Below are 12781 nucleotides of genomic sequence, written 5' to 3'. Positions count from 1 at the left end.
CACGGAGACGCCCACACGAGGTGGGCGGTAGCCGATCTTGCCAGAATAGCTCGATTATCGAGATTCGGTTTCGCTGCACGTTCCAACGATATTATCAGGTGCGCGTCATTTGAACATTTGGCTCGCTGGGCGTTTTGCAATCACTAAACAGTCCTTGCTGAGCGGTGGACACTCGCTTGACCGGATAGCGGATAAGATTGGTTACGAATCTGCTAGCGCCTTCACCGCAGCGTTTAGCAAAAGGCTTCGTTGCTCCCCCGACAGCAATCCGCCTTGTCCGCAAGAGGCTGAAGTTGGCCCGCAGCAACCCTGCTAAACAGCAATGTGTGGTGAAAAACTGGACCAAGCGGATAAGATAGCGGCTAGCGACGTCTGCTCGCCCGAGACCTGGCGACAGTCGAAGAGCCGGCAGAGGATTTTCAGGGGAAGATCGAGAAGCTGAAGGCGCAGTTTAACCCGGCAAACATCGAGATTGGGATCCGCAAGCTGATCTTCCTCGCTCGCGACAACGCCGACGAAGCGGTCAAACAGCGGCTGACGCCGATCGTACGGGACCTCATCCAGACCGTTGTCATCGGCAAGACGCCATGCACCAGCCGGCAAGCCTGCAGGTGCATGACGACATCGCCCACATCATGGCATCCATGGACGTGCTCGATGTCCTGCAGCAGCAGTTCATCGCAGCCGCTCAGAACGACCTGATGTCGCGTATGGCATCTGGCGAGACCGACACGGAAGCCAAAAAGAAAAAGCTCCTCGCGGGTTACGCTGAGGAGCTTTCAAGGAAACGACTTGAGTGGCAGCAGATTCAAGTCACGTTGGTTGCGGGGGCCTGATTGCGCGGAGACTTGTACAAAACCCGGGTCTAGAGCACTGAACCCCACCGTTTGTCGGGTAAAGCAGAATTACTGAACTATCCGCTTCAACGGCATTGCTCTGACACGGGAGCAGCATCGTTCCAGGCAGCGCAAGATCACTAAGACTCAGCTTCCCGAAGCGGCGTTGACCGCCGATATCACCGCGCTCGATTTCCAGTATCGGGCAATTTTACGGCCCGTGCAACTATAACGGTCGCGTTGTCCTGACGGGGGTGGTCCTTTGCTGCCACAGCCTCCAGCAGATATTGGCTGAGTGCACCGATCTCAACACCGCTTTGCGCCTTCAGGATTTCGTCGATCTCTTGATTATCCAGGCTGTCCAGGCCGTCGCTCGCAATGATCAGGATATCTCCTACGGCCACGCTCCTACCCGTTGGACTGTAGTCCAATCTGTGGATCGGATCACCTGTCACGGCTGAGAGAAGGAGATGACGTGATGGACTTTTGCGCGCTTCCTCGGCGCTTATCTCGCCATTCTTGACCGCAATGGCCAATCGTCCCGCCATTGAATGATCCGCGTTGATGCGGGAAAGTTCAGACTGCGTCTTCAGAAGCACTATGGAATCGCCGACGCTCAGCCATCTAAAGCCTCTATGACCGAGTTCCACGGCTATAAGCGTACATCCCATTCCTTGATCGTGCGGGTTGTCGGAGACGTGTCGAGCAATGGCTTCATTTGCTGCGTTGAGTGCCGGCAGAAATTCGTCTGAGGCTGGTCCAGATGTTCCAGTGGCCGTCTGTATGAATTTGGTCACAGCGAGTTTAGCGGCCGTCGCCCCGGCAGCATGCCCTCCCATGCCATCTGCCAGCACGCACAGGAATTGACCATCGTTACCATGGACTTCGCAGTAATCCTCTTGCTCTTCACGGCGACCTAAAATCTGGCTTGCTGCAAACTCCCACTCTACCGTCATTTGTCTTCTAAACTGGACCAGTTGAAGTTTTCCGAGCACAGCGGAACGAACATGAGCCGTGTCGAGCCAATGTCGATCATATCCCCGTGGGCTAGTTCCATTGGTGCCAGGACCGGTTTGCCATTCAGACGAACTAGGTTCGTCTTGCCACCATGCTGAATGTAGAAGTCTTGCTGCATGTCGTCGAACACGACAAAAGCATGCGCCTCGCGCGAAATGCTCTCATCGCCAAAATCGAGAGGGATACGCTGGTTAGTCGCGCGGCCGAGACTGTTCATGCCGAAGTAGATTTCCAGCGAATGACCTCTGCCCGGGCCGGAAACGACAACCAGCCAACCGGCAACCAACTCGTGCTCTTGTTCCGGACCGCTCGGCGTCCGGGGGCGCGGCGATGACGATGCCAGACGGGTTACGGCGTCATTGGATTCTTGAGGGCGTGGTCGGTCCGCTGCGTGACTTGAACCGCTTATGACCCGCGTAGCCTCTTCAGCTTCATTTGGTTTGGATACAGGTTTCAGGAGGCGTGTGCGCTCGTCATCGCTCATGGCAGGCCTTCTTTCGAATATCTGGTTCGACAGTCATTTCAATTTTCGATTGCAACAAACCGAAAGCTTGTTTCTCCCAGGCTGATCACGTCGCCGGAGAGCAACTCGGCCTTCGCAACTCTTTGACCATTCACAACAACGCCATTCACCGTATCCAGATCGGTGATGACGGGAGGCTGACCGGGGAGTATGTGAAACACCGCGTGGTGGCGGTGTACGCTGTCATCTTCAAGTTGAAAATCATTCTCGGAATGCCGTCCAATGGTGATGTTTCGCTCTCGGATCTCGAATCGCAAATCACTGCCGTCCATCGATTCAAAAAAGCCGAAAGGTTCGCCGGACGCGAGCAACGGGCTGGGATTTTCATCCGCTCGCATCGGCTGGGTGTAGAGAGTTTCATGGTTGTCGGCTCCATCTCCGACCACAGCAATATCCGGCTTGGCAGCCTGTTTGGCATTGCGGAGCACCAGGAGAGCCGAGATTCCGACGATAACAAGCGGAATGCCCAGCAACAGGATCCACGCAAAAGTCTCATTGTCCGCAGCCCAATCACGACTTCCGGGCAAGATCGGGTCAAAGGCAGCATATATTTCGGCGATGAGAGGACGCGGTTCGGGTGGAGGCGGAACTGGCGCAGCCTTTATCGGCGCCGGCTCTGGGGCTGGCTGTGGCGCAACGAAGGCATTCGCTTTTTCTCCCTCGATGGTCGTTCCATCCACAAGGACCAAACGGGGCGCAATCGTCATTTCGCCGGATAGAGTACCGAGAGGTGCCGTGATTTGGCCGCCGTTCGTCAGATGTCGAGTGAAATTGGCGATGAATTCAACCGGAAGGTCCTGGTTTCCGACGCTGGAAACAAACGGGCCGTCTGTTTCGGATGCAAGTCGTTCAACCTCTTGAAGATATACGGTCTCGGAGCGTTTCTCAGCGATGCCTACTCCATAGATGACAACGCCCACCTCTTTCGCATGCTTGACGACATCTTCGCGGCTGTAGGCTGTGTCTTCCGCCTTGCCGTCGGAAATCAACACAAGTGCACGCCGTTCGGCTGGGACCTTTTTGAGAATATCAATTGCCTTTATCGCGGTGAAATAAAAGGCCGTCGCCGCGCCGTCAGCCTTCACGCTTGCAAAACGGCTGTCAAAATCCGCATAGGGATCTCCTGGCGATATGATGACGCGGAGATCTTCGGCAAATGTTCCCACTGCCATAATGTTCCGTGCATTGGCCTGTGCATAGAGGCTTTTGACGAGGGCGATACTGCGCTTCACTGTGGCGGAACGGGCAGGATTGGACCTGTCGATCAGGAAGAACCAAGCTGCCTTCCCGTCACCATCTTCAAAGGAGTTGAAGGTTGAGCCAGCCAGCGGCTTGTCACCGGCCAGGATTGTCGCTTTTTTCACCTGTACCGGGTTGAGGAGGCGAACGTCGCAACTCGCTCTGGGATCCGTTTTTTCTCCCGTGACCATACACGTCGAAACAACGCCTTGATCAGCGCCATAGGCGACGCCCGACAAGATGAACGCGGCAGCAAATACAGACAAGCTTAGACGCATACAAGGGCCCCCATACCCGAATTATTCCGCTTCTTACCCCGCGAAAACACTAGAGGTATCAACCCGTGGTGTAAAGGAAGAGGAAAGGGCAATATTCAGCTTCCGCTTTCGTCACGATCCGGAAACATGCGGTGAATTCGAAAACTCGGCCGATTGGTGTCAAGATCTGTCGTTCTTCCGGCAACAATAATGGACCCGTCGTCCATCAGTGAGAGGGTCCGAGACATAGTTTCCGAACTGTCGGTGCCGGTACTCTCCCACACGGTGGTTCTGAGGTCTGGAGAGAGCTTGACGATCCAAGCGGAGGAATACTCAGTTCCCGCAGAATCGCTTGATCCGGCAGCATAAACATAGCCACCTGAGTCGGTGGCAATGCTTGCGAGGCGGTCTTGGCCTTGTTTGGCCAGCACTTTCGGCGGCATCTTGTTGTCTGGAGTCAGGCGCAGGATGATGCCATCTGCCGTGCTTGTGCCAAAGCTTGTGGTTTCGCCCGCGAGCAAAATGTCGCCATTCGCCCCCACCGTCATTCCATTGATGCGATCGACACCGCTCCCGCCCGGCTGGCGGTCGAGAAGTACAGCTCCGTCTGACGAAAGTCGTATGATCCAGAAATCGGGATCAGAACCGGCCAGATCCCCGGTCTGGCCCGCGGCCACCAAACCTCCCCCTACGGTCTCGACCACACTCGTGAACATCCCACCGTCGGGGTGGTCAAAATTGCGATCGTCGATGAGTTCTCCCTGTGGGGATATCTCAAGCATCCATCCTTGGGCCAGGCTGTTGATGTTCTTGGTCGTCGTGCCGACGCTGACAAAGTTTCCGGATGCACGTTGTACGACAGACAATAGACGGTCTGAACCAGGCCCACCGAAACGGCGGGCCCATGCGACCTCACCCTTTGGCGTGAAACGCGCGACGATCGCATCAGATCTTGTATCCCCTGATGTGGTTGCTTCGCCTACCGCGATCACGCTTCCGTCCGCCAGTTGTGTGACAGCGTGGAAGACATCCTCACCGGCCTCACCAAATGCCGCTGTCCAGACAATTTTGCCGCTTCTGGACAGGCGATACACGACCGCCTGCTGCTTGAGCGGCGTATCGAAAACTTCGTAGCCTGCCACGGTGATGAGATTGTCCCGCGTTGCAGATGCCAGCGCTTCACCCTTGCGACCGTCTCCGAGGGTCACATCCCAAGCGGAAGACAATGCGGCCACGTTTTGGCGCGCCTGATCAACCTTCGGACTGTCAGGGTAGTCCCTGATAAACGAGGCATAGGTGCTTTCATTGTCTAGCTCCGAGGCGGTAGCCCACGCCTGCGCTTCCTCCGCTTGCAAGTGCCCCTGATAGAGCCAGTATCCCGCCCCCGCAGCAATCATCAAAACCGCGGCCGAAACGTATGCGACCAAGTGTGAGCCCTGGGGCTTTGCTGGCTTTGACTTTGAAAGGCCACCTCGATCCGGTTTTGTTTGCGTCGAGGTCACAACATGCGAGATGGCCGGCGCGGCGGAGATAGCATCCCCCACCAGATCCTTGCGCCACGCCTGAATACTTTGCGGGCGAGACTTTGTCTGGGGGGCGAGGCCCTTCTGGATGGCGGCAAGATATTCACTGCTGTAGCCTTCGACACCCATCGCCTCAAGCGACGTCATTGGATCGGGCTCACCGTTGTTTATCGCGTCCAGCCGCGCCATCGCATCAGGTGGCTTCTTGCCGGCAATGCAGCGATACAACGTGGCAGAGAGCGCGTAGATATCGGTCCAAGGGCCTTGGCGCCCCTCCGAGTAGTATTGTTCCGGCGCCGAATAGCCGTCCTTGACCACAAGATTGAGAGTCTTGCTGTGTTGTCCAAGTGTCAGGCGCGCGGCACCGAAATCCAAAAGGAGAGCTTCGCCTGAAGGCCGGATGTAGATGTTGTCCGGCGCTATATCACGATGGGCAATGTTCTCTCGATGTACCGATGAAAGAGCGTCGAGAATGGGCTGGAGGATAGAGTCGAGTTGTGCCTGGCTCGGCGGACCGGGAAGCGTCTTCAGCCAGTTATCAAGAGACTGGCCTCTGACAAACTCAAGCACCATGTAAGCGGTGTTATTCTCTTCCTTGAGGATCTGCAGGACCTGGACGATGCCGGGATGTCGGAACTTGGCGAGAGTGGTCGCTTCGTCCATGAACTTGCCCAGTGCCCACTTATAATCGACTTCGTTTTGAGGGGTAGCCGAGGTCACGGCCGTCCCCTCGCGCATAACGAAATCGCGGGGATAGCACTCCTTGATGGCGACCTGGCGCTGCAACTCGACATCATATGCCAGATAGGTGATGCCGAAGCCCCCTTGGCCTAACACCTTCTCGATCCGGTACTGCCGCAGCATGGTGTTTGCTGGCAGTGCATTTTTGTATTCCATCGATCCCAACCCAGACGACCCGCAACAAATGATAGAAGCACGCCGGCAAAGAAATCAAGGATGGCAGATGAAACCTTGTTGTGTCGGTACCGCGTTTTAAAGCATAAATTGGATGCTGCGCGGGGGCGTTGTGGCTGAAAACCGTCTTAATGACGTCAGGGGGGCATCTTGGCGCAAAATATCTGGCAGAGATCTGCGGCAATCAGACCAGCATGTTTTCTGCTGGGGGCCTTCCTGAGTTTCTTGCTGGGTATCATACTCTTTGTTGCCGCCCAGCGGGACAAGGACGTCGAAAGCGGTGTGTTTCGCATTCTGAACATGGGCGGACCCGGGTCTGGACCGCAGAGCTTTGGCACCGGCTTCAAAATTGCGGCACCTGGCGCCATTGTGACGAACTACCACGTGATCGCTGGCGCGGCATCGCTCCGGATCCTTCATGGGGTAGGCGGTGCAATAAAAGCTATGCCAGCAAAGGTCGTCTGGTTCGATAGAGACCGTGACTTGGCAGTTCTGTCTTCTCAGGATGCATTACCGGGTGCGGTACTGACCTTGGCTGACATCAGCGAAGGCGATCTTTTAAAGAGAGATGATGTCGAAGCGGTTGGATTTCCGGGTGCCGCTGACGATCTCGCAAGGATTTCCTCGGTTTCGGATGTCGCTGAGGCAAGTTACCTCGATGCAACTGTTTCGACAGGAACGGTTCAGCGCCAAGTGGCGAGTGCTGTCCGCCTTACGATTCAGCATAGTGCGAACGTTAACCCCGGAAACAGTGGCGGCCCTCTGCTTGACGCGTGCCAGCGGGTTATCGGTGTGAATACGTTGAGCATGACCGCGACGATGCGGACCGGTGATGTGGTCCGCGCCCTCGAGACAGGTATCGTAAGTTTTCAAACACCTGGCGCTTTGGAGAGTGCGGTGCACATTCGGGAGATCATCAACGGCATCCGCAATACAGAGATTACCCCGATACTTTCGTCCGGACGCTGCTACTTTGGAATTGATCGTTGGGAAATGACTGGGATTGGCATTTCGTCTGCGCTCTCTCTCGCCGGATTGGCATTGGCCGGGTTTTCGGCGATAGCAGCGCGGGAAGGGCCGCGGCTTCGTCAATCCGCTCTGCCTTCCGATCTGGCTGCCGCCGATGAACCGAGTTCGCAAACTGAAATTGCTTCCGAGGAATGGGCCGAATTCGTTGAATTCGTTCCCGAGGGCACGTCCGCACCCTATGTGGTGTCGACGGTTGGCGCGGCGTTCGAAGAACGAGGTTTTACCATCGGCCGCCGAGGAGGTGACGCCGATATCCTGTTGGATGACCCGGCTGTCTCGCGCAGGCACGCAATTTTGCGAAGACACCCCAATGGCGGACTCGTGATCAGCGATCTGGGATCGACCAATGGTACGCTTGTTGATGGTGCCGTGGCGGCAGGCGAACAATCACGTCCAATCCGAAACGGTTCCCAAATCGCGCTCGGGGCCAGCCGATTCACAGTCTATACTAACAGCAGGTCTCAAAAATCGCCTCCCAATTTCTGGCTGCTGTCCGGGTTCGATGCACAGGGCCACCTGTTCCAGCATGAGTTTTCCGTTTCGGGACCGATGCCTATCTCCGAGATGTCTTTTGTTCTGGTGCGTATCGGGCGCTCTGACGAGAACGATGTCGCCATTAATGATACCTCCGTTTCTCGGCGCCACGCTCAGCTTGTCATGCGAAATGGACAAGTCTTTCTTGAAGATCTGCAGTCAGCGAACGGCACTTTTGTTAACGGTCGCAAAGTTGCTTCAGGATTCGTGCGGGTTGTGCCGGGTCAGAAATTGCAATTCGGCGGAATATCTGCATCACTATCTCTAGCGTCCTAAGGGGGCGGGTAATTTTGGGGGGCAATATGGCAAACAAACTCGGGCTCGGTTCCGTTTCTGTAGCACTGTCTTTGGCGATGCTCGTGGCATCTCCAGGAGTTCAGCTCGGAACAGGGGCACATTCATTAGCCGGGACCGCCCAGGCTCAGGGCCTCGATGGATTTTTCAAGCAAGTCGAAAAGAACCTTGGGCTCAACAACAACAAGAACAAAAAACGAAAGAAGAGCAACACGCCGAATATCGGCCTGGACACGGTACTCCAGGGCGTTGGCATGGGGCTGGTTGCCGGAGGCATTGTCAAGGGTGAAGCGGGACCTATGATTGTAGGTTCGATTCTGGTTGCAGCCCCCGTAGTTTTCCAGAAAGATATGGAGAGGAAATACGGTCGCGATCAGGGTTGGGCCGGTTGTGTGAGTTGTAACCAGAAGCGGCTCTTAGTGCGTCCTGGTGCCTCTGTGACGAGCGCCGAGCAGGCAGCGATCACCGCGCGTATCAAGGACGATGTCCGTGACATTCAAGGTGGGTTGGCGCAGCTTGGCTATTATGACAAGAAGATTGATGGCGACTATGGTCCCGGAACTCGAAAGGCGGTCTCGCTCTTTCAACAATCTCTTTTTGACCAACCGACAGGGAAACTAACTGCGGCACAGCGTCGGGAGCTTTTCGTCCTCGCGCGTGAAAAGGGGTATGAGCCAACGTCAGGCGTCGCCAAGGCTGCGCTGATGCCGGTGGTGGCCTCGGCGCCGAATCCGGCTCTGCCGGTTTCCTCTGGCTCACTGCAGAATCTGGCTTTGGCTCCGGCGGTCGCCACCATCAAGGAATTCAAACTCGCTGAATCTCAATTCAATCAGTTTGCCAAAGACGCCCTTCAATTTGGCAGTCTCACTGCGGTTAAGGGAGCGCGCCTGCTGCCAGACGGAAAAGTGGAAGTTGTCATGGACACCGGGGCTGTCCTTTCCAACCCCGTCGGATCGATTGAACTCAAGAAGCATGACCTGTCGGAGAGCTGGATACAGATCCTGATGGCCAATGCTGGTTCCGAAGAGCAAGCAGTGCTGAACACAGTGGATAGTTTCGGATCTGCCGCTGAAGCGGCAACATGGCTCGACGGGGCATTGAGGAAGCTGGACCTGCTGAAAAAGCTTGTGGGACAGGATGAAACTGCTCCGGCCGCAACAATGGTCGTCGAAGCAGAAAAGCCTCCACAGATGCCGAATGTAGAAATGGCTAAAGTTGATCCGGGAGCGCCAAATACCGCGGTGGATGTCAAAACGCCATCGATCCCCACAGCGGCAGATCAGCAAGCTCAGCCTGCCGGCGATACTACGAAAGTGGCGGTTGCAACGTCAGAGGTCAATGCTCAAGCCAAGTCGATCCCAGCCCAGTGTGGCAGTGACGTATATGTCTCTTTCAATTTTCCAGAAGGGGACAAGTCGATCAACCACTACAACATCATCCCTCCGGAAGGGACCTTGATGATGGACAATGGCGACGCCACCGCATACTTCACCGGCAATTGCGTACAGGGTCAGTACGGCTACAAATATGTTGTCGTTACGCATGATGAAAAGCAGAAGAAGTGGGAATCGTCGGTTCATGAAGGCACGTTCGAACTGGCGAGCCTTGCGGGACAGTGTGAAGTGAACCTGGACGATCCAAATGGTTCAGCCACCCTTCAATGCTACTGAACCGATCCGATGATAAGGGATCGAACGGGCGAACAGGCGCAGTGAAGTCATGACGCAACGCAAAAGAAGGGCGGCGGTTTCGAGGTCGGGCGCCGGCGCGAAATTCCATATTCCGGAAGGTCGTTTCCGCACCCTCATGGAAAACGTAGCAGGAGACATCGGCCGATATTGGCGTCATCTCGTCGAGACACCAATCCAGGCTATCGTGGGTTTTGTTGCGTTCTTGGCCAGTATTACATCCATCATCGAGATGTTGACCAAGGATTCCGCTCCCAGGTCTTCGGGAGGCGGAAGCATGCTTGACGGGATCGAAGCCCTGCTTTCGGCTTCTGTTCCCATGAAGGTACTGACAAGTCTAGTCTTTTCGTGTTCGATTGGATGGACTTGCGCTGTCGTCTCGTCATGGCTGACCAGTCGCAAAAATGATGGATCCACCGTTGTTGCGGTGGCGCTGGCGATCTTTTCTGGTGCGTTCGTGAGTGCCTGGTCTACGAGTTTCCTGCTCAAGACGGATATTAACCGCGTCGGGCTTCAGATCGACATGACACTAATCCTGGTCACGTTCTGCATTTGCGCTGCAACTCTCGTCGCCAAGACCAAGTATCGACTCACCCATGAAAGTGCGCTGGACGTCATCGAACAGCGAGCCACAACTCTTGTTCTATTCACGCTGGCCGCCGTCGGAGTTACTCTGGTTTCTCTCGCGGACGTGATCGCATCGAAGGCTGGTCAATGAGCTATCAGGAAAAATCCCTGGCGAAGCTCTCGCTTGCTGCAATGTTCCTGGACTTGCTGATCTGTGTGTCCGTATGGCAGTCTCTGCGGGCAACTGCAGGAGATATCGTACTCCAATCCGTTGCGCTGACCGGAATCGTCTTGTTCTTGGCTGTCTGCGCGCTTTACGTATTCCTGTTCGAGGTGCTGTTCAACGGTCGGTCGATTGGACGCGTGTGCCTTGGATTGTCCGTCGCACCCTGTGGAGGTGGAGAGAGACTATCGTTCGGCCAGCGAATTAGACGCTTTTTGGCGATTGTATCTGGGTTCGGATTGCGTTCGCTGAACCCAAACAGGCTTCCGTCTCACAATTGCTCCGAATGGATCATTTTCCGTTCTGATCTTGCCGGGGTCGCTCCGACGCGGTCGAAGTCCACACAAAGCAAAGTCTCCGTGCGCGCGCCCGAGAAGTCTGCATCTGTCACGACATCGACAGGCGGGCGGCTGGTTGTTCGTGTTGTGGCAGGGCCGCACATGGGAACGGCACTGCGCCTTACCGATGCTTCTACATTTGCTGTGGACGGAGTATTCAGAATTGGCCGCCTCGCTGGGTGGGGTGATCTGGCTTTGTCCCTAGACAACAAGGTTTCACAGAGGCATTGCCGCTTGAAGTACAAGTCGGGCCAGGTATATGTTGCCGATGGCGCGAACTCGACCAGCCCCTCCAGTAATGGCACTTACGTGGCCGGACAACGCATTGGGGCTCGGGAATTTGTGCCGTTGTCACTCGGAAAAGAGCTCCACCTAGGCGACAGCAGACTGGTCGTAAATGCCGAATGAGCAAAACCTCTATGCGATTGGTCGTGTGATCCCTGAGGCCAATCAACAGAGCATTTGCAGGGTTGCATGCATCGGGCCTTTCGTCAGACCATGAAGATGACCTGCTCCCCTGGAATGTCCTCGGTTTGAGGTTAGTCTGTTCTCCGGAGAAGGAGACAGAGAATGGAAGCGTTCCCGTTTCAGCGACGCGCAGATCATCGGTATTTTGAAGGAGCATCAGGCCGGGGTCTCGGCTGTTGAGCTGTGCCGCGAATACGGCGTCAACGATGCGACCTTCTATAAGTGGCGTCCGAAGTATGGCGGCATAGAAATAGCTGAGGCCAAACGGCTGAAGGCTCTGGAAGATGAGAATGGCAGACTGAAGCGCCTCCTGGCCGACGCGATGCTCGATGTGTCGACGTTGAAGGAGATGCTCGCAAAAAATTTCTGAAGCCAGGCTCAAGGAGGGACGCCGTGACCTTGGCAATGGAAGAAAAAGGCTACTCGCAACGCCGAGCTTGCAGCCTGGTCGACATCGATCCGCGTGTGTTCCGCTATCGGTCGACGCGGGGAGATGATGTCGCGATCCGCGCGAAGCTCAAAGAACTCGCCAACCAGAGGCGTCGCTTCGGCTATCATCGCTTGCATATCCTGTTGAAGCGGGAAGGCGTCGAGATCAACTGGAAGAGGCTCTATCAGCTATACAGGGAGGAGCGGCTGACCGTGCGCAAGCGTGGCGGCCGCAAGCGAGCCTTGGGAACCCGAGCGCCGATGACGATCCCACAAGGGCCGAACCAGCGCTGGAGCCTGGACTTCGTCTCGGATGCTCTGGTCGACGGCAGACGCTTCCGGATTCTCTGTGTTCTCGACGACTTCAGCCGAGAGTGTCTTGCGACCGTGGTCGACAATTCGCTGTGCGGCGAGCGGGTCGGTCGCGAGTTGAACAAGATCGCGTTTAGGACGGGCTATCCCGCATGGTCGTCTCGGACGAGGGAACCGAGCTGACGTCGAATGCCATCCGATCACGCGATCGAGTGGCATTACATCGCGCTGCGCAAGCCGATGCAAAATGGCTTCGTGGAAAGCTTCAATGGACGTCTGCGTGATGAACGCCTCAACGAGCACCTCTTCACGAGCTACCGCCATGCGGGGCAGATTATCGAAGACTGGAGAAACGACTAGACCACGAACCGTCCCCACACGAGCCTCATCGGCTTGACCCCTTGGGAGTTTGTAATCCGGTCCCGACAGGACCAGAACATGAACAGAGCTAACTCATAAATGCGGACAATAAGGGGAGCAGGTCACGAACTATCTCAATGTGAGATGTTAACTTGAGGAGTTGATGGAGCGTTCTAAACGCAAAAACCGCCTCGGTCATACCGGGGCGGTCAATAACTTATACTGGAAC

General features: G+C 55.8%; 9 protein-coding genes and 1 pseudogene. 6 read left to right on the top strand and 4 right to left on the bottom strand.

All coding sequences use genetic code 11. From position 1 onward, the window contains the following. Positions 1-587: 587 nt before the first annotated feature. A complete protein-coding gene (locus FAA86_RS23545; RefSeq protein ID WP_136543654.1) occupies positions 588-836 on the top strand; it encodes a hypothetical protein in 249 nt (82 codons plus the stop codon). Between the two features lie 179 nt (positions 837-1015). On the opposite strand, the gene FAA86_RS23540 is transcribed toward FAA86_RS23545, so the two are convergent. From FAA86_RS23540 to FAA86_RS23525, 4 genes are all read right to left on the bottom strand, one after another. Further along, positions 1016-1792 (bottom strand): PP2C family protein-serine/threonine phosphatase, encoded by a 777-nt coding sequence (locus FAA86_RS23540; RefSeq protein ID WP_136543652.1) that lies wholly within the window; start codon positions 1790-1792, stop codon positions 1016-1018. Further along, positions 1789-2337, bottom strand: coding sequence for an FHA domain-containing protein (locus FAA86_RS23535; protein WP_136543650.1), 549 nt, complete (start codon positions 2335-2337; stop codon positions 1789-1791). The genes FAA86_RS23540 and FAA86_RS23535 overlap by 4 nt, the downstream gene beginning before the upstream one ends. Positions 2338-2375: 38 nt before the next feature. Further along, entirely contained in the window at positions 2376-3893 is a 1518-nt protein-coding gene (locus tag FAA86_RS23530; protein WP_136543648.1) for an FHA domain-containing protein, read from the bottom strand. 95 nt (positions 3894-3988) lie between these two features. Then, positions 3989-6292, bottom strand: a complete 2304-nt coding sequence (locus FAA86_RS23525) for a serine/threonine protein kinase (RefSeq protein WP_136543646.1) — start codon at positions 6290-6292, stop codon at positions 3989-3991. A 168-nt stretch (positions 6293-6460) separates the two neighbouring features. Between FAA86_RS23525 and FAA86_RS23520 the strand changes: the two genes are divergently transcribed. The 5 genes and pseudogenes from FAA86_RS23520 to FAA86_RS23500 all read left to right on the top strand — a co-directional run bounded on the left by FAA86_RS23520 (position 6461) and on the right by FAA86_RS23500 (position 12651). Next, positions 6461-8149, top strand: a complete 1689-nt coding sequence (locus FAA86_RS23520) for an FHA domain-containing protein (protein WP_136543644.1) — start codon at positions 6461-6463, stop codon at positions 8147-8149. A 26-nt stretch (positions 8150-8175) separates the two neighbouring features. Further along, a complete protein-coding gene (locus FAA86_RS23515) occupies positions 8176-9837 on the top strand; it encodes a peptidoglycan-binding domain-containing protein (protein ID WP_136543642.1) in 1662 nt (553 codons plus the stop codon). Positions 9838-9886: 49 nt separating this feature from the next. Further along, on the top strand, positions 9887-10573 hold the full coding sequence (locus FAA86_RS23510) for a hypothetical protein (protein ID WP_136543640.1): 687 nt from the start codon (positions 9887-9889) through the stop codon (positions 10571-10573). Next, positions 10570-11391, top strand: coding sequence for an FHA domain-containing protein (locus FAA86_RS23505; protein ID WP_136543638.1), 822 nt, complete (start codon positions 10570-10572; stop codon positions 11389-11391). The genes FAA86_RS23510 and FAA86_RS23505 overlap by 4 nt, the downstream gene beginning before the upstream one ends. Positions 11392-11527: 136 nt before the next feature. After that, positions 11528-12651, top strand: a pseudogene (locus FAA86_RS23500) (IS3 family transposase). The last annotated feature ends 130 nt before the right edge of the window (positions 12652-12781 follow it).

Source organism: Rhizobium rosettiformans W3, from assembly GCF_004912135.1.
Lineage (GTDB): Bacteria > Pseudomonadota > Alphaproteobacteria > Rhizobiales > Rhizobiaceae > Allorhizobium > Allorhizobium rosettiformans.
Note: the sequence above shows the minus strand (reverse complement) of the source record. Positions and strands in the feature narration are given on the sequence as shown.